Consider the following 20,422-nt stretch of genomic DNA (forward strand, 5'->3'; position numbering starts at 1 on the left):
ATGGCGTGGACAGCGGAGCAAGTGAGCGATTTCCTCTCCGACAACCCGGGGACGGCGGACGCCCTCGGCGTCGTCATGGCCGTGACCGACGACGGGGAACGGGAGGTCGAGTGGAAGGACGTCAAGAACGAGGACGGGATGGACAGCGGCCGGTGGGGCCGACTCATCCAGAGCGACATCCTCAGAGAACAGGAGGACGGCTTCGTGGTCTCCGACCCGGACGCCGTCCGTGCAGCGCTGGACGACGACCTCGGCGTGGGCGACTCCGACGTCGAGGTCGAGAGCGGCTCCAGCTGGCGGACCGCTGACAAGGTGGCAGCAGCGGTCGCACTCAGCATGATGGCGGGGTACTACTACGACCCCGTCAGGAACGTCGTCGGGGGCGTGATGAACGTCCTCTTCGAACCGCTCAACGACGTGTTGCCGTTCTACGCGGTCATCCTCACCATCGCCATCCTGACCGGCCTCTACTCGACGCTCCTGCAGGCGAACATGGTCGACCGGAGCAAGGTCAGCAAGATACAGGAGAAGATGCAGAGCATCACCGAACGCGAGAAAGCCGCCAAGGAGCGCGGCGACGACGCCGCCCTCGAGAAGATCCAGGAGGAGAAGATGGACGCGCTGAGCGACCAGGGCGAGATGATGAAGGAGAACTTCCGCCCCATGGCGTGGATCATGCTCCTCACCATCCCGGCGTTCCTCTGGATGTACTGGGTCATCCTCACCGACGGCCACCTCGTGGCCGCCGAGCAGAGCATGGTGCTGCCCATCTTCGGCGAGCGCGACTGGATGCAGGGTGCCGTCGGCCCGATGCCGGCGTGGATCGTCTGGTACTTCCTCTGCTCGATGGGGTTCACCCAGCTCATCCGGAAGACGCTGGACCTCGACGCGACGCCGACGTAAGTCACAATCCCTTTTACCCGTAGCCGCCCAGAATGGGTATGTTGCTCACCGTCTCCGGCCCGCCGGGCAGTGGAAAGAGCACCACTGCCGCGGGTCTGGCCGACGCGTTCGACCTCGACCACGTCTCCGGCGGCGACATCTTTCGCGAACTCGCCGACGAGCGCGGCTACACGCCCCTCGAGTTCAACAAACTCGCCGAGGAGGACGACCAGATCGACCGCGACCTGGACCGTCGCCTCCGCCAGGTCGCCGTCGACCGCGACGGCCTCGTCCTCGAATCCCGGCTGGCTGGCTGGCTCGCCGGCGAACACGCCGACTTCCGGTTCTGGCTCGACGCACCGCTCTCGGTCCGGGGCGACCGCATCGCCGACCGCGAGGACAAGGACCCCAGACTCGCCCGCGAGGAGACAGCCGCCCGCGAGTCCAGCGAGGCCGCACGGTACCTGGAGTACTACGACATCGACATCCACGACCTCTCCATCTACGACCTGAGCGTCAACACCGCCCGGTGGGACGCAGACCACGTCCTGCACGTCCTCGTCGAAGCCGTCGAGTCCTACGACGGCGACACCGACGAGGGGAAGTACCCCGTCGACATCGACTACGAGTTCTGACGATGGCCCTGCGCGCACCGCCGGACGAACGCTCGCCCGCCGAACTGCTCTCCTTCGGCGTCTGCAACCTGGACAAGCCGCCTGGCCCGTCCGCCCACCAGGTGACCGGCTGGCTCCGCGACGCCGTCGCAGACGCCCTCGCGGCCGCGACGGACGGACAGCCCATCGACCAGGCCGCCCACGCGGGCACGCTCGACCCGAAGGTCACCGGCTGTCTCCCGGTCCTGCTCGGCGACGCCACCCGCCTCGCCCAGGTGTTCCTCGAGGGCGCGAAGGAGTACGTCGCCGTGCTGGAACTCCACGGCCGCGCACCCGCCGACGTCGAGGCCGTCGCCGCCGAGTTCGAGGGGCCGCTCTACCAGAAACCCCCGCGCAAGAGCGCCGTCTCGCGTCGCCTGCGCGTCCGCGAGGTGTACGACCTCGACGTCCTCGAGGTCGAGGAGCGCCGGGCGCTGCTCCGCATCCGGTGCGAGTCGGGCACCTACGTCCGGAAGCTCTGTCACGACCTCGGCCTCGCGCTCGGCACCGGCGCGCACATGGGTCACCTCCGACGCACCGCCACCGACCCCTTCGACGACACCACCCTCGTCAGCTACCGGGACGTCGTCGACGCGCTCGCGTTCTGGGTCGAGGACGGCGACGAGGGCCCCCTCCGAGAGGTCGTCCAGCCCGCCGAACGCGCGCTCGCCCACCTCCCCAGCGTGGAGATCGCGCCGTCGGCGGCCGAGCAGGTCGCCCAGGGCGCACCGGTCTACGCCCCCGGGGTCCTGTCGGTCGACGACGCGGCCGACCACGGCGACCTGGTGGCCTGCTACGCGCCACGCGGGACCGCCGTCTGCCTCGGCCGGCTGGTCGGTGACGCCGACGCGTCCGAGGGCGTCGTCGTCGACCTGGAGCGCGTCCTGGTGTAGCAGCCTCCCGACGAAACGATACCCTTAAACGGCAGACGGGCATGGTTCGAGATACGGGACCGTGGGGTAGTGGTATCCTCTGCGGATGGGGTCCGTAGGACCCGAGTTCAATTCTCGGCGGTCCCACTACTTATTCCCTAACTCGCCAATCCGGGGCGTTTCAACCCACTCAGCCCCTCGTTTTCGGGCTTTCGGGTTTTCTTATATTTCAGGAACGCCAACAGGAATCTGGCCCCTCTCTCGGAGGTGGTTCAGCGTGAGTACGCTCGACGACTTCACCGACGCCAGCGACGGCGCCGACGTCGACGAGAACGACGAGTGCGACTGCGACGATCTCCCCGACGGTGTGCCGTGCTGGTCGTGCTACCGCGATGCAGAGGCCGAGTTCGACCGGGGTGGTGCCGCATGAGTGTCGAAGTGCCTCACCGCGACGGCCTCGCACAGAGCCGTCAGGCGGTCGAGAATCAGCTCCACCTGACGCCCCTGCGGTTCCCCCCGGAGTGGACGATGAGTAGCTCCTGGCACCGCGCACAGGCCGCACCAGCCACCTGCGGCCCCATCAACGCCACCGAGTTCGACGTACTCATAGGGTACCCCAACACGGACGACCTCGGCGACCGTCACCGCGTCACCTTCACGATCCACCAGGGCGACCTGCTCGCCCACTGTGGGTGTCACGGCTGGACCTATCACGACTGGTGCGCCCACGTCGCCTACCTCTGGTGGCAGTGGAGTCGCGCCCGCCTCGGCGTCACCGACCTCGACACTGGGAGTGTCTACCACGAACCGCCGGTCTGGCTCCGCGTCGACGACCCCGCCCGCCCGACTGCGTCAGCGACCCGTGCCCGGACCGACGGGGGTGACCGACGGTGACGCTCCATCGGCGAGAACTGCGGCGGTTCGCGCACGCGGAAAGTTCGCGCCCGCGCGTGAGTCCTCCGCCCGCCACCCCACGGGGGTGTGCATACGGACTCACTATCGCAACGCCGTCTGCGTATTCAGGGCGTATGCAAACCGCATCTCGTGCATACGATTCCAGTCAGCGAGGTGAGGAGTGATGGCGCGCATGGACCACAACCCGAGTTCCCGGGTGTCGTTCGGGTTGCCCGACGCCGACAGGGACGACCTCGACGAGATCGCCGACGACCGCGGCGAGAGTCGAAGCGAACTGCTCCGGACGCTCGTCAAGGAGTTCCTCCAGAACCACCGCGACGACGACACCGACGAACCGGAGGGCTTCGTCCCCGGGCGGTCCGAACCCCGGACCATCTACCTCGAAGCACTCGATGCTTCCGACGAGAACCTGCGCCTGCACGAACGCCACCTGTCGCTGATGGCGCAATCGCTCAACACGTTCAACACGGACGGCATCCGGTCGGTGCTGCAGGACCTGCGCCGTCGCGGCTTCGTCTCACGGATGGGCCACCCGCCCGACTGCGACATGAAGAGTCTTCCGTCAGTCTACCGGGTCAAGCCCCGGCCGGTCGACCCCGCGGACTGGACGTACAACGAGAGCAGCCGCCACGAGCGCCGCGACATCGCCGACCTGCTCGGCCGCCCCGACGAGGGCGACGCGTGCATCGGCCACCACCCCAACGCCGACGAGACGGAGTGTCTGAAGTGTGGTGCACGACTCGACACCAAGCCCGACCGGTGTGCCTGTGGCGTCCCGCTCGACGACGGCGAAGACCGCTGTCCGAACTGTCGCACCGTCTCCGACGATGGAGGTGTCGAGGCATGACAGACGCGCAGCGCTCGCGTCTTCGAGAGAAGGCACAGATCGAACGCGATATCCGCGACCACAACCGCCGGGTTCGCCAACTCGAAGCGTGCGACGTCTGTGGTGGCGATGTGCCGGACGAGGACTTCTCGGCGAAGCTCGCCGCCGCTGGGGGGTGTCTCACTGGGCCGTTCTGCTCCAGGGAGTGTTACTGGAGGTGGATGAACTCATGACAGACGTGACCGGTCGGTGTCTCGCAACCGGCTGTGACGCGACCTTCGAGGACTGGCGGGACGCCGCAGAACACCGGCGCAACGCCGACCACCCAGACCACGGCGAAATCTGGGAACCCTAACGACAGGCTGCGACGCCCCTGTTGACACCGTCAGGTTCTGTCAGAAGCGGCGTGCTGCATACAGAAGTTGTAATCAGCGCGGTGTTGGCGTTCGTTTCGCTCCGTTCTGACTGATTCAGCCGGTAGATGGAACGTGCGAATCTTTCACCGCCGAGTGAGGACTCCTGATGAATCAATATCAAACGCCAAGCTACCACCCTTATCCTCATCGCCAGGGTAATAGTGGACGTGGTCTTGGTCTGTCAGAAAACTATTGTTTTCGTAGAGGCCATACTCAATAATGTACGGTTGCACTTCAGCGACGTCTTCTCGTACTGTTTGACCGTCTGGTTCGACATCAAGATCTGCTGAAAACACCTGCGCTTTGCTTCTGGAGGAGTCCGCATCGCTTCGGAGAATCTCTATTTCAATTGTATATGGAGTATTGCTATGATTGAAGATAGTCAAAGAGAGTGGTGCGGCTTCCGAAAAATATCCTGCACACCCGGCGAGCCCCGAGCAGAGAGGAATCGTTCCAGCTACGAAGGCACGTCTTTTCATAGGCCAATTATATCTATAATTTATAAATATTTTTTGGAGCGATTGAGTTGTGCATCATATCGAATATTTCCCACACCTCAGTTCGAAGCTGCGCCAGTTAGAGAGACGCGCGCTCTATTCAGCACGCCACCGGCAACTCACCACCATCCGAGAGTTGTAACAGGGTCAATAGATTTGGTGTCTGGCCGTCGGTCGGCCAGTGTTCTCCACTATTTATTCAGCGAGGTCGATCTGTCGGTCGCCCTGTACTGTCACCGTGTATCCTTCGTACTCGAAGGTGACTTGCAATCCCTCGTTCTGGCTGTCGAAGAGTCGGTCGAGCGCATCCGGGTCCACCGAATCGATGAGAGGATCGAGCGAGAGCGGGTCGACGTCTTTCGCCTGGGCGACGTCCTCGACGATCTGCGTGGAGAGCTCTACTGATACCTGTGTTTGTCTATGCTGGCGCCTCATTTTATCGAGTATGCCCATTATTCCACCACACTCTCCCAAGCCTTGAAATTGGTATAAACCACTACGACCGTGTATGCCATTTATTGTCTGTACTCGAACCATTGCAGGAGAATAGGTATCCGCACGCCCTTCGCCCTCTGGCGCCTGAAACGCCGACTGGGACTAGTTGGTTTTCGCCAGTTTAAACCAAACTCTCTGCTTCAGAGAGGATTACCCGGCTTCTTTCAGCTCGTTTCCTCGGGGGTGTTCGTCAGTGACCGCGTTTTTCAGACGACCACGGTGCCCGCGCTGGCCACGCCCGGGGTTCTGGACCCCCGATCGCGTTCGTCGTCGACCGCGCGTTCCTCCTCGACGGTATCTTCGAGAAGACGAGGCGGTCGAACACACGGAGACGAGCAATGTCGTGGTCGCGAACGTACCCGGAGGCGATTTTCATAATCGCATTCACGGCCGTAGAACAGTCGAACGGGTGGTTAGGCTGATCTGGTACGACGATCGAGGGTTCATAATCGGCCGAAATCCCCGCAAGGATAGCTGTGCCCGCGGTGGGATGGGTGAGCCAGGAAACTGTGAGCGGGGGTCAGCAGAATGCGAAACACGGGGGGTAGACATCCCGGTATAGGGGGAACCGAGGCAGACTGGGAAGCCAGGAGGCGACGACCGAGGCCCAAATTCCGGGGGTGAAATCTTCATAATCGGTTCCAGTCGTGCGGTTTCGGTGCTCAGGAACGCAGACGATTTGCGGCACCCCATCACTGGATTCGGGCAGGAGGGCCCGCAGCGCGTCACTCGCCAGATCTCGGGCATTGAGCGAACGTGGGGGCCCCCCGTTCAATCGTCATAATCGCACCCCAGAATCCACGATAGGCGCCTTCTTGCGGAGGTTCAGGCCGATTATGAACATCCCTTCGCGGGCGCTGGGCGGCCTAGAATCGATATCGGGCGTTCTGTGGGCCGAACGCCGATTATGACTTGTCGAGCCGGTCGCGGACCCACTCGACGGGGTACATGGCGGTGAGTCCGGGTGTGTCGATGCGGAACTACTGGGTGGCTGATTCACGGGGGTGCTGGTGCGGAATCGCTTTTCGACCTTCCACACCGAGGTTCGTCCATTGCGCGGCCCGTTCACAGCGGTTTCTCCGAGATCCAGGTTCCACACTCGGTTCGAAGCGATTTCCGTTCCGCAGAGTGCTCTAAAGACTCGCTACGCTACTAGTGGTTGTTCCCCAATCGGCCTGAACACCCGCAAGTAGGGCTGTAAGCCGGTTTGTGAACTGATTGTGGAGGGGGGTTCCAGCGCGGGCTCGATGAGTGAGGAAATATCCAATGTCGTCGAAACCAGAAGGTAGGGCGCTCGATGGGGGCGTTCGTGCGTCGTTCGACGTGCGCAAACTGAGGTGTCGAGTGGTCTCTCTGGGAGACCTGCGTTTCCACAATCGGTTGCTGTCTTGCGGTTTTGTCTGTGAGGGGGTTCGTTGGACGGGATTGCCGGCTTCCCGCGAGATAGCGACCCTCGCGTTTCGGCCGAATTCGGGCCCCTCAGCGGCCTTAGACCGACATCTGGGTTTCCAGAACAGACCATTTGGTTGGCGCCGCGCTCGTTCCACAATCACCTTCAGCACAGCGGGAGCGTCCCTCTTGCGGGGGCTGAGGCCGATTGTGGAACGACGCAGACCGAGCGAGCGAGGCTATTGGGGGTGGTCAGCGAGTTTCAGGGCACTACTCCGGTTGTGGAAGAACTTTCGACCTCGCCGACACGTTGAACCGGCGCTGTTCGAGGCCCGATCGAGCAGCAGAGCACCAGCGGCTCCCAAGTGTGTGTCACTCACCTACCTCCGGGAGTGTGGACATTGTACAATAATACGTGCCGTCTGCAATCGTGAGCGCCTGGCCCGGCGGCCCGGCGAGCGGTTGTGTTTACAATCTCGATAGCTACCGTATTCTCGTATTGGTTGGTACGTGAACCGCCTCCGGGGTCAAGTGGTTCGAGAGACCTACGGTCTCTCGTCACCACGGAAGTTCGAAGATCTTCCGAACGACCCCGAGGTTTTCCGTGGTTTAGTCGGACACTTCCATCCGACCATCGGCTCGATAGCCTCGGGCGGTCGGGGCGTCTACGGCCCCGATGCCTGCCGTCGGACCTTCCGAACAACGGGAAGGCTGTTGAGAGCAGGTACGTTCCAATCGAGTCTCTTCACGCCTTTCACGGCGGTATTGACGCTTGCACTACGGTCACTGTGGTCTTGATGCTCACAGTCCCGGCATTTGTGCCGTTTCTTGTTGCGGTTCGCGCGTTCTGTCTGCTCACGCATCGGACACCGCTGGCTCGTGTACGCAGGGTCAATCCACGCAGTCGGGATGCCCTCGAACGACGCTTTGGACGACGTGTAGTATTGGAGGGCACGGAACGGAAGGTGGTGCAAGCGTCGGTTCATCCGTGTACCGTCGTCGATACGATCGCGCATCTCTTTGAGGTCTTCAAAGACGATGCACGACTTCTCGAACTCCTGGCTCCACTCCACGAGGTGACGACTCACCTTGCGGAGGCGGTTGGACGACCCGTGCTGAATACAGGGTGCATAGTCAGCAAACCAGCTTGGAGCGAACCAGGTGGGTTAGAGTTCCCGGTGTGTGACCGATACTTATCAGCGGGTCGCCCGGTTGCGGCACGGTATGGCGGTCGTGACTCGACAGAATTTCGGGGGTATCGTGTGGATTGTCTTCGCTTTCGTTAACGCTGGCATCGGGGTCAAGGCAAGTGATCCGCAGGTCGCTGCTATCTTCGCCTTCCTGAGCATCGCATGGACGCTACTCGGGGCTGCGTTCGTCTGGCATGAACGGATTCCCGTCCTGCAGAAACACCGGGAACGGGACAGGTAACCCAGTAACATGGATTACAGACACACGCGAGCCCCATGCCACAGACATCCCCACACTGACCACGTACCGAGTTGCATGAGACGGTTCTCTGACGCGCTCAGATACGGTCACCTGTCCTGTCCTGTCCCCGTCGAAATACTCACCTGATGATAGCTCTCAGCAGTCGTGGTACATCGAGTGCGCGAATGCAGCAATCGATATTACATCCGGATTGAATCCGACAAGTCACGCATTTCCTCTATGGACGCTCGAAAAATACTCGTAGTAAAGTGGACGCGCGCCGTCTAACCGATATGGACGCGGCACAGAGAGGGGCCCACGAACCATCCCGACCAGCTGAAGTTTGGGTCCTACTCATCGGGACACTTTTCCTCTCTCTTACGGCCCTGATCGGGGGATTCTATCTCGTTCGAGATCCAACGGGCCAGAGCATCGGTCTCGTCATGGCTGTCGATTTGAGCCATCTCGACGGCACTCCGTTCACGACCTATACGATTCCTGGACTCATTCTCGTCGTGTTCTTGGGGTTGTACCCACTGGCAGTTCTGTATGGCCAACTTACGAGACGTTCGTGGGCATGGTCCGGGTCGCTACTGATGGGAATCGTTCTCCTCGTCTGGATTGTCGTTGAGGTGTATCTAATTGGCTACATCTCGCCACTTCAACCGGCGTACGGACTCGTGGGCATTGCTCTCGTCGCCCTTTGCCTCCTTCCGTCCGTGAGAAGGTATTATCGAGAGATGTAACACCGTGTACCGGTTCAGCTGATGAATCAGCGACCCGTAATGCAAAGTGCACCCTCTGTATCTCGCACACCGCTTCTGGCAGGTCTCGAACAGGACGCTCAACCACTGCTGAATAGAGGGCGCAAGTCGGTCACACGACTTGCTCGTTTTCGGTGGCCCGTACGGACTGCACAGTCCCTGTTCCGGAGACTCGTTCCAGCCTCAATCACACAGTCACGACTGCCACACCCTCGTTGAGGAACTGTTCGGAGTCGAGTTCCTCGACGATGAATTCGGCTAAGTCGTCTCGCGTTGTCGTACTGCTCTCCGGGTCGCTGTATCCGACTTTTGCCCGATAGTTTCCGGAGCCGTTGTCCTCGCTCAACCCGGACGGTCGGACGATCGTCCAGTCGAGGTCAGTAGCCCTGATTCGGTCCTCCATACGCCTCATGTCCGCGTACACCCGCCGCAAGAAGACGCGTTTGATGAGTACCTCGTAGAACACGGCGTTATTCGTATCCCATCCCGAGGGCACGGAGTGGGTTCCCGAGTCCTGGAGGGACCTGTCGTACTCTCATGCACGGGGACGACCAGTTTCCCGAGTGACCTGCGGTTCGGCGTTCCAGGTTCCGCTGGAGGCGGTAGACTTCTCGTTCCCTCGGGAATGGTGGCCGGTATGCCCGTGACAGCGATTGCTTCGGCCACCGTCCCGCTACCACACGGAGTGTTCGACGGGGCCGAGACGTCGTCTCTACCTCCATCGCCGCCTCTACCAGGTGAAACTATCATCATTAATAGATTCTATATGCGCTCTATGCGGGCAGAAACCACTATGTTATACGCCGTTTAGTTATGGGAACTGAGAGGCGGTAGAATACCGTTTGCTACCCCGATGGCGCGCTCCGTAACGTCCGCCCTACCACCGACGTGGCCCCCGTCGCCCATGGTATATCTTGGCATCCCTGGCGATTATTTCGAGTCAAGTGCGGAATCTCGATAAAAACCGGTACGAACTACCTAAACCGTCTTCAGTGAGACTGCTCACAGCAAAGGGATGCAGGGTGACGAGGTGGCTTTCGGCACTGGTGTACGGAATCTAATAGACCCGGACGGGAATTCACTGACCCGAAACCACATCGGCGACAGCGCCGATCGTCAATACCTCTCCGGCGCAGACCTGGCTAGTTCGAGTTTGACCGGACCGGTCCCGGAGGAAGTTCTGGACTCCCCGTGATTGACAGTACTAACGTCCGGGGAACGTAGCGAACCCATCCCCTCGTCGGAGGTGACGAGGATTTTCTCTGCGTTTTCGGAACGATGTCCAGTATCGACGGTCGTGAACGAACCGGGAATCCCGAGCACGCACCGGTTGCTGACGTGGTCGAACTCGTGTTGAGTCGCACCCAGAATCCCCGGACTGAAAACCACGTGGCACGACGTCACTACTGTCGTCCTCCTCCGCAGTGGAGGAGCGAGCAAGTGGCTACTCCCGATGGTGATGCGATGACCGACCCTCATTTTCAGAGCACGAATAGTTGGCCCCCGCGGAACGACTCCGGTACGTCGCCAGTCGCTCGCTGGCGAAGCAGTCGAGGTGGGCGACAGGTGTTGGGAAGTCGGTCTCGGCCGGTGCGAAGTCGTTCGTGTGCACCGAGAACGTCTCCTCGCCGGGCAGGCGGCCTCCGCGTTCGGTCGAATCCAAGCGCGTCACGACGCCGAGATAGTCGAAGTCGTCCCGCAGGAGAGGTCGGCGACGACGACTACCGACGTGTGTCGACCCACGACCTCCGGCGCTGCTGGGCGAACCACCTGCTCGTCGAGGAGGCCGTCAGTCCACGCATCGTCATGGCGCTCGGTGGCTGGAGCTCTTATGACGCTATTGAACCGTATCTCGCTGCTCCGACCGAAGAGAACATCAACTCGACGATGTCATCCGTCGATCCGTAGACGCACCTCGTCGACATATTCACATAAAAAATCGAATGGGGGGAGTTCGAATCGCGATGTCCCGTGATTAGGGAACCGCCGCTTCGAAGAATGTCTGGCTAAAGTCAACAGAGGACGATGTCCACGTAATCGTTGATTCGTCGCCGGTCTTGAAGGCGATGCTCGCGCCGGGGGGTCAGCTTCGGGGTGAGCCGGAACCCGAAATGGCTCGTCGAACAGACGGGCCTCGACATTGGAAACGTCGAGTCCAGCCTCCGCAATCCCTCCAAAGGCGGCAGGGGTATCACGCGTTGCCACGGCCTCTCCGAGTTCATTGATAACCCACGGGGACAGGGATGACTAAATTAGTGACGCTAAAAAGCGAGCAGGAGGGGGCTTTTATCCACGTCATCCTACCTAACCAATCGGCTTTCAAAGTTGGTGACTACACCGACATACTGCACGAGTTCAAGTGAAAATACGCTGGCCTCCTCTCGTGCTTCGCCTGCCTCGTTGGTAGTAACCAATGCGATGACGACCAAAAAATCCGATAGAGGGACCGAGGTCCGTTAGAATGCTGTGTAGCTCGTGTATAGGACTTGCGAGTTGTCGCTGGATGAGGAACTCCAGACGATGTCCAGTTCGGTGTCGGTAGCGAATGTGGTACCAGTCCCGCCGGCGCTGTCAATAAGCACTAGTTGGTCGCCAGCGGTGACCTCTGCCCCGTCCCAGTTGTCGGTGGTTGTGGAAATTCCGGTGGGGGTTTTGCTTGCACCGTCGCCATCCCAAACAGTGGTGGAACCGACAAGCACACTAAGAGTTTCTCCGTTTACAGGTCCACCACCCTCATGTTTGAGCGTAATCTGATTGTTCCCAGAGCCGTCGGCGCCGAAATCCACGCTGAATTGAGCCTGGGGGACCGGCTCTGTGCTGTCGCCGATGTTGAGGACGAATGCGCCGATTACGGCGGCGAGGATCACGGTTATGGCGACCATGAGGATGACCCCTATGACCGGCGAAACAGCGTCTTCATCCGTAAATAAGTTCTTCAGATCCATATTTTATCCTTCGTAGGTGCCGATGATCTGTGATTGATCGCTTGAAGTGCTGGTCCAAACGATATCTACGGTTGAGCCCGCACCATCGAAGCAGGTTTCATTCACACCCGCCGTGTAAGTGCTTTTATCGAACGGGTCACTTACACTGCAGCCAGTCGCGGACAGTTCGTCGCCACTAATTGACGGGCCACCGTTGTGAGTGATTTCAAGATCGTTGGAGCTATTGGTCTCTTGGAAATCCCAGCTGACTTGTGGGACCTGCTCTGTGCTGTCGCCGATGTTGAGGACGAATGCGCCGATGACGGCTGCAAGAATCACGGTTATCGCGACCATGAGGATGACCCCGATGACCGGTGATACTGCGTCGTCGTCTGTGAAGAGCTGTTTCAGATCCATGTGTATGCCTTTTTGTCGTTGTTTCCCACACCATCCAGGCGGTGGGCCCTTCCCACACGGTAGAGCCGGAGGCCGCCTGCTGGCGTTACCCGACCCAGTATGTCCGGTTGTCATAAAGCTATCTCAATACCTCATTTATCATAGTATAATGCAACGTTACAAACCAATTTTTGACCGTACCTGGATGCTATCAAGCCCCTATTGAAACGCCGAGAGACGTTTCAACACTCACAGAACCAGTCGTTCCGAACCGATATCCCGACACCCCTCTGTTCAATGGTCAGATGAGAGATTATTCCAGTTTTTCAGCCAACAGTATTATGTACTACCTATCCGGGAGCGATTACCATTGACTCGCGCGCGCCCCACCACCCGAGTCAGAAACCCACGGGTAACCACCACCGAACGCTTGCGCTGCGAGCCTGGTGTGGAAGCCGTGTAGCAGGTCACATGGACGACCCTGCCAACTAGGTCGCGAGACCGCCAGACACTATAAACACCTGCGGGCGTTTGCTCGAACTGAAAACACCCCCGGGGCTCGACGCCGAGTGCGACCTCGCCAACACCTTCGCGACACAGCTCGGGCTCACACCCCGAGCGCGTCCGACGATACCGCGAAGTCCGGGCGTACGGCTCCCGACAACGCCCGTAGACACTGGTTGCTCGACTGCAGTCGCCTGATAACAAGGTGTGTGCTATCTGAGACTACAGACGGCGGTAGGGAACCCACACGATCCACACACCACCACAACCGCTGAAGACAGCTTGTTCATCCCTTCGCTGGGCTTCGGTGAAGTGCCGCTGTGAACGGCACTCCATCCCTACCACCGTCTGGCCAGAGCGCTGGTCTCGGGTCGCGCCCGTCGCTGGTGTTCGTCTGCACGGCAGTCCTCCGTCCCCGAGCGGGATAGCCGAGTGGGCGGTCGGGATACCCGGTGCTTCGAACCCGCTGCCGGTCCCGATGCCGTTCCGGACCAGCCCACCGACGGAGGGCCGTCTACGGACCGGACCGAACGGAAGTGGCGTCCCCTCGAAAGTTCCAACTGGCTCAGGTATTCCCTCCAGTTACCCGAGTTTGTCTTCTACTGTTCGACCGGAATCCGGCCCGTTTGAGATATCCAAAAGTAATTATTAACCTGGCAATAGGCCTTTTCTGGTTGCACACCCTTCACGCGTTATGGACGGTTCCGAAGCGGAAACAGATGCCTTCACCACGCTGTCTGACCCGCATCGACGGTACGTGCTCTACTACCTCACCCAGCACGACACGCCGGTCGACCTCGACGCCCTCGCCACCCGGGTCGCGGCCTGGAGCAGTGATACCACGCCAGCGGCCGTCGAACGGACCACCGTCGACCGGGTCCGCACGGAACTGTACCACGCTCACCTTCCGAAGCTCGAAGAACTCGGCGTCGTCACCTGTCGGGACGACCAGCGGGAGGTCGACCTCGCCGAGGACACCGAGTTGCTGCAGCCGTACCTGGACTCGGCGCGTCAGTCGGAACTCGGGGCCGACGCTCCGGAGTGACGGCCGCTGAGTTGGAAGAATCGGAGGGCGTCGGGTGGGGGTTTCAGCAACGGTATATCGCGCCGTCTATCCTGCACCGCCGCAAGAACCCTCAGCCATCCAAAATTTCAGCGATATAGCGGCTCTATTCTGTGAGGTCTATCTGTCGGTCGCCCTCCACGGTCACCGTGTATCCCTCGTACTCGAAGGTGAGCTGCAGTCCCCGATTCTGGCTGTCGAAGAGCCGGTTGAGCGCATCCGGGTCGACCGAATCGATGATCGGGTCGAGAGAGAGGGGGTCTACCCCTTTCGCCTGGGCGACCGCCTCGACGACTTCCGAAGAGAGTTCGACTGACTTCTGTGTGCTCCGCAGCTTCATTTTACTGGGCATGCCCATTATTCCACCACTCCGTTCACAATCACGAAGCGGGTAAAAGCTACTGCCACTGTTCAAACGGTTTTATGGACGAGATGGGACCACGTTGTGTCGGTATAGTTCTTCGAAGGCGCCCTCGCCTGTCCGACGCTGGAAACGCCGATTCAGTACGATCGGCTCCCGCCACTTCGCACGAAACTACCCGGGGTCGGTAGAGTACCCTGCCGGTGGCCGTGGGTTCCAGACCCGGTATGCCTCGTCGACCCACGTCAGGGAGGGCGGCGGAATTCGGGCAACAGGTATTTCTGGTCAGACGACAAGTCCCGGTATGGCCGACGAGGGCGACGACGTGGAGGACGCGACGCGAATCGAAGAGACGATGGACGAACTGGGCGTCGACCGCACAGGAGACGCTCTCTCGGACGTATTCTCGGACCGAGCCGAAGACGCGGGCGGGGAAGTGGAGGAGTGACCGGCAGGCCGCAGGCGTGCCAGCACGGCGGTCGTCGAGGGGGCCGGGGCATGGCACCGGAACACCGGAATCTGCGCCGCCGGCGACCCCACTCGAATCTACTGCACGACGCTTCGTGATTGTCGTTCAACACTAGTTCGTACCGCAGGAAAACACTTATGCGCAAATCGAGTTTCAGGTAAAAATAATGGGACCATCACGGCGGAAGCTACTCGGAACGACAGTCGCCGCTGGCGTCGCAGGAAGTACGGCCGGCTGTCTCGGCCTGGGCGGCTTTCTCGAACTCGGCGGCGTTCCGGACATCTGGATCAAGAACGACTCGAGTTCGACGCGAACCCTGACCGTTCGCGTCGTTCGTTCCGACGACGACGAAGAACTACTCGTGGAGACGCTCGAACTCGACGAAGATGAGACGCGGGAGTACGAAGAGGTCGTGGGCGGGTACTCCTGTCGCGTACGCGTGAACGTCGAGGACGGGCCGAGCAAGACCACGGAGTGGAGAGACGACGATTCGGACTCGAACGGGTTACAGGTCGTCGTCACAGAGTCCGACGTGCACTTCCGAGAGGTCTAGGCCCGGTCACGGTCCCGGGCCTGGTCACAGCTCTGCCGTCGCCGGTCGGTGGAGGCACCGGCCGAGGGGTTCACCGCCCGAGCAGGCCCGGCCACGCGTCGTCGCCGATGGCGCTCTTCTCGACGACCTGGGGACGGGACTGACGTCGCCCCGACCGACACGGTGGTGGGGTCGGGTACGTCCCGGTCCGGTCAGCCCTCGCCTACGCTCGTTCGCTGGCGGTAGCTGGGGTATTACAATCGCCGTTAGTCCTCCGATAGCGACCATGGCCGAACGTGAACACCCTCCAGAAGAGACGGTGCTCCAGACCGACGTCGAGCAGGGAACTCGCGGGCTCTACGACCGCGAGCGGGCGATCGTCGAGCGGCACTTCACCGACCGCGACGGTCGCGTCCTCGACCTCGGCTGCGGGTCCGGACGTGCCACCGCCGGCCTCGCCGAGTACGGCTTCGACGTCGTCGGCGTCGACAGGTGCGAGGAGTCGGTCGCCACCGCCGAGGACCGCCACCCGGACCTCACGTTCGAGGTCGACAACGCCACGAACCTCGACTTTCCCCCCGAGTCGTTCGACTACGTCCTGTTCGCCGGGGGCGGGATGGACGAGATACGGCCCGAGTCCGACCGGGCGCGCGCGACCCTGGAGGCGTGGCGCGTCCTGAAGCAGGGTGGCGTCTTCGCGTTCGATTCGGACAACATCGTCGACCGGTTCCTCTTCGACCCCACGTCCCGCGACGACTGGGCATCCCTGCGGCGATTCGTCGGACGGAACCGCGGGGGGCACCGGGTCACGTCGCGGTACGCGTGGGTCGAACGCGACGGCGGGTTGGACTTCAGGTACGCCATCGACCCGCACTCCCAGCGCCGCCGACTGGAAGACGTCGGCTTCGACGTCGTCGACGTCGTCCAGCGGTCGGAAACCCGGTTCCGTCCCGTCACCTTCGAGCCGCGCCCGTACTACGTCGTCCGCAAGGGCCCCGACCAGGAACGGACACCGGAGCGGCGGACCCGGTCCGGATACCTGGAGGAACGCCACTGAACCGCCCGCCTACCCATTAGCGGCTTCGACCTGCGGGACGACCCGGTTCGACACGGGCGCCGACCCTCGTGCGTGGCGAAACGAGCGGATAACAATGTTACCGTCTCTCGATAGGTGAGGTGCGGTAGGAAGCGCCAGCACCCTCGACCGGTCGGACCCGGCCTCACGTGCCAACAGTTGGTCGCTTTCCCGATTCGGTCTCCCTGCCTCCTCTTCCTACCGTCTCCGTGTCCGTAACGGGAGAGTATCCGTCGACGAGTCCCCGGACACTGCCAGCCCGGCCATCCACAACAGTTTATACAGTTGCCTGATACGTTCGGGCTATGAGCCTGCTGCCCTGGCTGCTCAGGTGGCCCCGCAGACCGGTCTCACTCGGCGTCTTCCTCCTCCTGGTGGCGTTCAGCGTCGGCACGCTGGCGGCGTTCGGCGGTCTCACCGGCGAACTCGCCAGCGAGAACGTCACCGTGGAATCGGCCGACGTCACCGTCCGACTGAACGACGAGACGCAGTTCCCGGACGCCGGAAACGGCACCGTACAGACGTGTCTCGCGACGGGGACTCCGGGCGACAGCATCGGCGTCCTCGGGGACGTCACCCTCGACGTCCCGAGGGACCGGGACACCGGCGAGGACCCGCTGACCGTCGTCGTGAGCCTCGCCCACACCGAGGAGACCACCACAGCGACCGTGGAGGAGACGGGACGGGTGACGAGCGACGTGTTCTGGGTGCTGGCGGACGACGAAACGCTCTCCGTGGGCGACACTGCGAGACTCCAGGTAGACGTGCGGTCGGACGGGTCGACCGTCGCCAGCACGACGGAGACCGTCGTCGTGGGGAACGGGTCGCGGTCGTACGATTGTTGACTGGGGCCTCCCGGTTCCGAGCTTCTACAGGGGCGAATACGAGCGTGCCCTTCAGTTTGGCCGGCGTCGGCGGTGTCCTTTCCGTGTCTTCCGACGGTGAGCTACTCACGGAGTCCGGCCCCTCTCTCGTCACGAGAAACTGCCAGGGGACCGCCGATCCTCGGGCCTGAACCGATACTCGCCCCGGCTCGCCTGTGGGTACGACCGTACCGACCGTCGGCGTCCCGGTGCGGGCCGGCGCGAGTGTGCGAGAACCGGGTCTGGCAGAAATGTAATATCTACATATATCGAACTAAACTGATTGAACTGCCCGGAACGAACATCGAACGGTAGTGGAGACGCTCCCCGGGACGACAGAGACCGTAGCGATCTCGACGTGCCTTCTGCTTTCCAGAGAGCTGGTAGAATCCCTGTAGCACCTATCTGGGGCGTTTCCATGGTACTCGTGCAGACGCGACTTCGACAAGTTCGAATCGAAGCTCTCGATATCTACGCTCTTACCCAGAAGAATCGCAGAAAATGTGTCAGACGAAAACATACACTGGCTTCAAGTGTAGTATATCAGATTCAAGGGCAGTAGCAGCCGGAAGCCGGACAGCTACCGACCTCGACTAGCCCGGACAGGTTCGTTCGTAATGAGAAGATTATACAAACGATATCTAACAAACATCTTACTTCAGAGCCGCTCCCAGACGACGGACACGCTCTCCACCGAGTATCGACCACCCGACCAGGGTCCGTCGGCTGGAGGGTTGCACCTGCCGGGTGAAGAGATTCGAGTCCGGCGGGCGTTACTCAGGTATGTCTCGCGACTCAGCGGACGCCACCGGTGTCGGAACCGACTTCGACCGAGACGTCGGGTCGGGCAGTGCCGAAGACCGTGCGGCGCTCCGGCGAATCGACCGGGTGAGTACGGTTCTCGACGAGTCGATTCCCGTCCCGGGGACGAACTTCCGGTTCGGTCTCGACCCCGTCCTCGGACTCGTCCCGGGTGGCGGGGACCTCGTGGCGGCCATCGCGTCGCTGTACATCGTCGCCGAGGGGTACCGTGCCGGCGTGTCGACGAGGGGACTGCTGAAGATGCTCGCGCTCGTCGCCGTTGACGTCGTCGTCGGGTCGGTTCCGGTCGTCGGTCCCCTGTTCGACGCGGTGTGGAAAGCAAACGTCTGGAACGCACGCATCGTGGAGGAAGCGCTGGTCGAAGAGGAGTCCAACCGCGTTCCGGTCGTCTGAGCCGGTTCTGGCTGTGGAGACAACCGGGTGGGGTCACGAACAACGTTTTTGGGTCTCAGTGGCGTAGGCCGACTCGACATGGACATCGCCGACGCAGTCACGACCGAGTACGTCTCGCTCGACCCGTCGACCCCCGTCTCGAAGCTCCGCGGCACGTTCGACCAGGACGCGCGTCGGGCGGTCGTCGTCGAGACCGACGACGGGTTCGAGGGCGTCGTCGCCGAATCGGACCTCCTCTCCTCGCATCACGACCCCGAGGAGAAGGTCGGGTCGGTGATGCGAGCCCCGCCGCGGGTGCGCAGGAAGGAGGACGTCCGCGAGACGGCCCGGTTGATGGTCGAGAGCGAGTTGAAGCTGCTCCCCGTGTTCGAGGGGTCCCGGTTCCACGGCGTCGTGACCGACTACGACCTGCTGGCCCTCGTCAGGTCGAACCTCTCGGTGCTCGACGTCGAAGACGTGTTCACCCGGGACCTGATCCACGTCGCCCCGGACGACACCATCGGCGAACTGATCAACGTCGTCAGCGACCACAGCATCACCCGGGTTCCGGTCGTCGACGACGGCGAGGCGCGTGGCATCGTCAGCGTCCACGACCTCGTGGACTTCACCGTCCGACAGCTGGACCGGGAGCAAAGCGGCGCACCCGACGGGTTCGACGCTCACGGCGGGTCGGGGTCCCACGAGGGGTTCCGGACGCACCGGGGCTACGGCGAGCGCGCCGGCGAGTCCGCACGGCTGCTCGACCTCCCGGCGAGGGACGTGATGTCGACGCCCGTCGAGACGGTGACGGCCGACACCTCCCTCGACGACGCCGTCGGCCGCATCCTCGAGGAGGAGTACTCCTCGCTGCTCGTCGAATCACGGGACGTCCAGTGGCCACTCGGCATCGTGACGACGACCGACGTGCTCCAGGCGCTGACGGTCACCGAGGACGACCACGTCGACGTCCAGGTCTTCGGCGTGGACCTGCTGGACACGCTGACCCGGGCCGACATCGCGGACCGGGTCGAGGAGATAGACGAGAAGTACGGCGAGATGGACATCCTCGAGGCGAACGTCGTCTTCCACCGGCACAAGGAGCGGAACCGTGGCATCCCCCTCGTGCTGTCGACGGTCAGGCTGTTCACGGACGAGGGCCGGTTCACGGGGTCGGCCGAGGAGTACGGCGCGACGGCCGCCTTCGGGGCGGCCGCCGACGTCGCGGAGGAGAACGTGCTCGAGGACAAGGGACGCAAGCAGACCAGGGAACGGAACGAGATGGACCGCGAGCGGACCGAACGCCTCCTCGGCTGGTGGCTCGACGGCTGACGGGGGACGCCCGGAGCCGGCGCGTTCGACCCGAGGCGGAACGGGCGACGGTCAGACCCCGGGGACGCCCACGACGTCGAACCCGCCGACGAACACCGCGACGACGAGCAGCACGAGGAGCGACGCGAGCCAGGCGATGAAGGAGATGGCGATGGCGTTGCCCCAGCCCCCGGGATACCGGACGTTGATGACGGCGACGTAGGCCACGAGGGCGAGCAACGGCCCGAGGAACGGGATCCACCCGACGAAGAACGCGACGACGGTCCAGACGAGCGCCCCGATCAGGGCGGTCCAGATGGCGTACGTGTAGTCGCTGTAGTCGGTGACCAGCCTGGCCCCGACGTAGATACCCAGCGCCCCGACGAGCAGGCTGATGACGAACACGATGACGGAATCGAGAAGTGCCATGCGTCCAGTTGGCCTCGCGTTCCACTTAGTTATCCAGAAACTTTGATGGATACGTCCTCGCTTACGCCACGTGTCGCTCCTCGGCGACTCGTGGCCGGTTCGGCCGGTGCTCGGGCGGTGAGGCGGCAGCACGCGTTCGCCCCCGGTGGCGACCAGTTTCGGTC

Annotated in this window: 24 protein-coding genes, 1 tRNA gene and 3 pseudogenes; 20 read left to right on the forward strand and 8 right to left on the reverse strand. The window is 62.0% G+C overall.

Features of this window, described 5'->3' with window-relative positions:
- From ACSC1W_RS07570 to ACSC1W_RS07610, 9 genes are all read left to right on the forward strand, one after another.
- Entirely contained in the window at positions 1 to 903 is a 903-nt protein-coding gene (locus ACSC1W_RS07570; RefSeq protein WP_435346325.1) for a DUF106 domain-containing protein, read from the forward strand.
- A gap of 38 nt (positions 904 to 941) precedes the next feature.
- Positions 942 to 1,517, forward strand: coding sequence for a (d)CMP kinase (gene cmk, locus ACSC1W_RS07575; RefSeq protein ID WP_435346326.1), 576 nt, complete (start codon positions 942 to 944; stop codon positions 1,515 to 1,517).
- Positions 1,518 to 1,519: 2 nt separating this feature from the next.
- Positions 1,520 to 2,428, forward strand: coding sequence for an RNA-guided pseudouridylation complex pseudouridine synthase subunit Cbf5 (locus ACSC1W_RS07580; RefSeq protein ID WP_435346327.1), 909 nt, complete (start codon positions 1,520 to 1,522; stop codon positions 2,426 to 2,428).
- 55 nt (positions 2,429 to 2,483) lie between these two features.
- Positions 2,484 to 2,554: transfer RNA gene (locus tag ACSC1W_RS07585), tRNA-Pro, on the forward strand.
- Positions 2,555 to 2,684: 130 nt separating this feature from the next.
- The gene (locus ACSC1W_RS07590; RefSeq protein ID WP_435346328.1) at positions 2,685 to 2,837 is read left to right on the forward strand and encodes a hypothetical protein; all 153 of its coding nucleotides are present in this window, start codon (positions 2,685 to 2,687) and stop codon (positions 2,835 to 2,837) included.
- Positions 2,834 to 3,301, forward strand: coding sequence for a hypothetical protein (locus tag ACSC1W_RS07595; RefSeq protein ID WP_435346329.1), 468 nt, complete (start codon positions 2,834 to 2,836; stop codon positions 3,299 to 3,301). Before ACSC1W_RS07590 ends, ACSC1W_RS07595 begins: the two co-directional genes overlap by 4 nt.
- 184 nt (positions 3,302 to 3,485) lie before the next feature.
- Positions 3,486 to 4,169 carry a ribbon-helix-helix domain-containing protein gene (locus ACSC1W_RS07600; RefSeq protein ID WP_435346330.1) on the forward strand — a complete coding sequence of 228 codons (684 nt, stop codon included), beginning with the start codon at positions 3,486 to 3,488 and terminating at the stop codon, positions 4,167 to 4,169.
- Positions 4,166 to 4,381 (forward strand): hypothetical protein, encoded by a 216-nt coding sequence (locus tag ACSC1W_RS07605; protein WP_435346331.1) that lies wholly within the window; start codon positions 4,166 to 4,168, stop codon positions 4,379 to 4,381. The genes ACSC1W_RS07600 and ACSC1W_RS07605 overlap by 4 nt, the downstream gene beginning before the upstream one ends.
- A complete protein-coding gene (locus ACSC1W_RS07610; RefSeq protein WP_435346332.1) occupies positions 4,378 to 4,503 on the forward strand; it encodes a hypothetical protein in 126 nt (41 codons plus the stop codon). Before ACSC1W_RS07605 ends, ACSC1W_RS07610 begins: the two co-directional genes overlap by 4 nt.
- Before the next feature lie 144 nt (positions 4,504 to 4,647).
- On the opposite strand, the gene ACSC1W_RS07615 is transcribed toward ACSC1W_RS07610, so the two are convergent.
- The 3 genes and pseudogenes from ACSC1W_RS07615 to ACSC1W_RS07625 form a co-directional block, all read right to left on the reverse strand.
- Positions 4,648 to 5,043 (reverse strand): hypothetical protein, encoded by a 396-nt coding sequence (locus tag ACSC1W_RS07615; RefSeq protein WP_435346333.1) that lies wholly within the window; start codon positions 5,041 to 5,043, stop codon positions 4,648 to 4,650.
- 213 nt (positions 5,044 to 5,256) lie between these two features.
- On the reverse strand, positions 5,257 to 5,514 hold the full coding sequence (ddfA, locus tag ACSC1W_RS07620; RefSeq protein WP_435346334.1) for a DdfA family disk-determining factor: 258 nt from the start codon (positions 5,512 to 5,514) through the stop codon (positions 5,257 to 5,259).
- A 2,040-nt stretch (positions 5,515 to 7,554) separates the two neighbouring features.
- Positions 7,555 to 8,048 (reverse strand): annotated as a pseudogene (locus ACSC1W_RS07625) (IS200/IS605 family accessory protein TnpB-related protein); the annotation flags it as partial.
- A 121-nt stretch (positions 8,049 to 8,169) separates the two neighbouring features.
- On the opposite strand from ACSC1W_RS07625, the gene ACSC1W_RS07630 reads away from it, so the two are divergent.
- Together ACSC1W_RS07630 and ACSC1W_RS07635 are read left to right on the forward strand one after the other, a co-directional pair.
- Positions 8,170 to 8,376 (forward strand): hypothetical protein, encoded by a 207-nt coding sequence (locus ACSC1W_RS07630; RefSeq protein WP_435346335.1) that lies wholly within the window; start codon positions 8,170 to 8,172, stop codon positions 8,374 to 8,376.
- 293 nt (positions 8,377 to 8,669) lie between these two features.
- Positions 8,670 to 9,122: a hypothetical protein gene (locus ACSC1W_RS07635; protein ID WP_435346336.1), complete on the forward strand. Its 453-nt coding sequence runs from the start codon at positions 8,670 to 8,672 to the stop codon at positions 9,120 to 9,122.
- A gap of 205 nt (positions 9,123 to 9,327) precedes the next feature.
- On the opposite strand, the gene ACSC1W_RS07640 is transcribed toward ACSC1W_RS07635, so the two are convergent.
- Positions 9,328 to 9,606 carry an NAD(P)-dependent oxidoreductase gene (locus tag ACSC1W_RS07640; protein ID WP_435346337.1) on the reverse strand — a complete coding sequence of 93 codons (279 nt, stop codon included), beginning with the start codon at positions 9,604 to 9,606 and terminating at the stop codon, positions 9,328 to 9,330.
- Positions 9,607 to 10,418: 812 nt separating this feature from the next.
- Between ACSC1W_RS07640 and ACSC1W_RS20925 the strand changes: the two are divergent.
- Together ACSC1W_RS20925 and ACSC1W_RS07645 are read left to right on the forward strand one after the other, a co-directional pair.
- A pseudogene (locus ACSC1W_RS20925) lies at positions 10,419 to 10,517 on the forward strand (DUF8158 family protein); the annotation flags it as partial.
- A gap of 321 nt (positions 10,518 to 10,838) precedes the next feature.
- Positions 10,839 to 11,048: pseudogene (locus tag ACSC1W_RS07645) on the forward strand (site-specific integrase); the annotation flags it as partial.
- Between the two features lie 548 nt (positions 11,049 to 11,596).
- Here ACSC1W_RS07645 and ACSC1W_RS07650 read toward each other — a convergent pair.
- Both ACSC1W_RS07650 and ACSC1W_RS07655 read right to left on the reverse strand, forming a co-directional pair.
- Entirely contained in the window at positions 11,597 to 12,085 is a 489-nt protein-coding gene (locus tag ACSC1W_RS07650) for a type IV pilin domain-containing protein (RefSeq protein WP_435346338.1), read from the reverse strand.
- 3 nt (positions 12,086 to 12,088) lie between these two features.
- Positions 12,089 to 12,481: a type IV pilin domain-containing protein gene (locus tag ACSC1W_RS07655; protein ID WP_435346339.1), complete on the reverse strand. Its 393-nt coding sequence runs from the start codon at positions 12,479 to 12,481 to the stop codon at positions 12,089 to 12,091.
- Between the two features lie 1,177 nt (positions 12,482 to 13,658).
- Here ACSC1W_RS07655 and ACSC1W_RS07660 point away from each other — a divergent pair.
- Complete coding sequence (locus ACSC1W_RS07660) at positions 13,659 to 14,009, forward strand: DUF7344 domain-containing protein (protein ID WP_435346340.1); 351 nt, start codon at positions 13,659 to 13,661, stop codon at positions 14,007 to 14,009.
- A 124-nt stretch (positions 14,010 to 14,133) separates the two neighbouring features.
- Here the strand turns inward: ACSC1W_RS07660 and ACSC1W_RS07665 are convergent, their stop codons facing one another.
- Complete coding sequence (locus ACSC1W_RS07665; RefSeq protein WP_435346341.1) at positions 14,134 to 14,385, reverse strand: HalOD1 output domain-containing protein; 252 nt, start codon at positions 14,383 to 14,385, stop codon at positions 14,134 to 14,136.
- Between the two features lie 307 nt (positions 14,386 to 14,692).
- Between ACSC1W_RS07665 and ACSC1W_RS07670 the strand changes: the two genes are divergently transcribed.
- The 6 genes from ACSC1W_RS07670 to ACSC1W_RS07695 all read left to right on the forward strand — a co-directional run bounded on the left by ACSC1W_RS07670 (position 14,693) and on the right by ACSC1W_RS07695 (position 19,850).
- The gene (locus tag ACSC1W_RS07670; RefSeq protein WP_435346342.1) at positions 14,693 to 14,836 is read left to right on the forward strand and encodes a hypothetical protein; all 144 of its coding nucleotides are present in this window, start codon (positions 14,693 to 14,695) and stop codon (positions 14,834 to 14,836) included.
- 187 nt (positions 14,837 to 15,023) lie between these two features.
- Positions 15,024 to 15,410 carry an Ig-like domain-containing protein gene (locus ACSC1W_RS07675; protein ID WP_435346343.1) on the forward strand — a complete coding sequence of 129 codons (387 nt, stop codon included), beginning with the start codon at positions 15,024 to 15,026 and terminating at the stop codon, positions 15,408 to 15,410.
- Between the two features lie 265 nt (positions 15,411 to 15,675).
- Positions 15,676 to 16,446 (forward strand): class I SAM-dependent methyltransferase, encoded by a 771-nt coding sequence (locus ACSC1W_RS07680; RefSeq protein ID WP_435346344.1) that lies wholly within the window; start codon positions 15,676 to 15,678, stop codon positions 16,444 to 16,446.
- Positions 16,447 to 16,769: 323 nt separating this feature from the next.
- The gene (locus ACSC1W_RS07685; protein ID WP_435346345.1) at positions 16,770 to 17,309 is read left to right on the forward strand and encodes a hypothetical protein; all 540 of its coding nucleotides are present in this window, start codon (positions 16,770 to 16,772) and stop codon (positions 17,307 to 17,309) included.
- An 801-nt stretch (positions 17,310 to 18,110) separates the two neighbouring features.
- Positions 18,111 to 18,542, forward strand: a complete 432-nt coding sequence (locus ACSC1W_RS07690; RefSeq protein WP_435346346.1) for a DUF4112 domain-containing protein — start codon at positions 18,111 to 18,113, stop codon at positions 18,540 to 18,542.
- A gap of 78 nt (positions 18,543 to 18,620) precedes the next feature.
- A complete protein-coding gene (locus ACSC1W_RS07695) occupies positions 18,621 to 19,850 on the forward strand; it encodes a CBS domain-containing protein (protein ID WP_435346347.1) in 1,230 nt (409 codons plus the stop codon).
- A 51-nt stretch (positions 19,851 to 19,901) separates the two neighbouring features.
- On the opposite strand, the gene ACSC1W_RS07700 is transcribed toward ACSC1W_RS07695, so the two are convergent.
- Complete coding sequence (locus ACSC1W_RS07700) at positions 19,902 to 20,258, reverse strand: hypothetical protein (RefSeq protein WP_435346348.1); 357 nt, start codon at positions 20,256 to 20,258, stop codon at positions 19,902 to 19,904.
- Between the last annotated feature and the right edge of the window lie 164 nt (positions 20,259 to 20,422).

Origin of the sequence: Haloarchaeobius marinus (assembly GCF_051207415.1) — an archaeon.
Classification (GTDB): Archaea; Halobacteriota; Halobacteria; order Halobacteriales; family Natrialbaceae; genus Haloarchaeobius.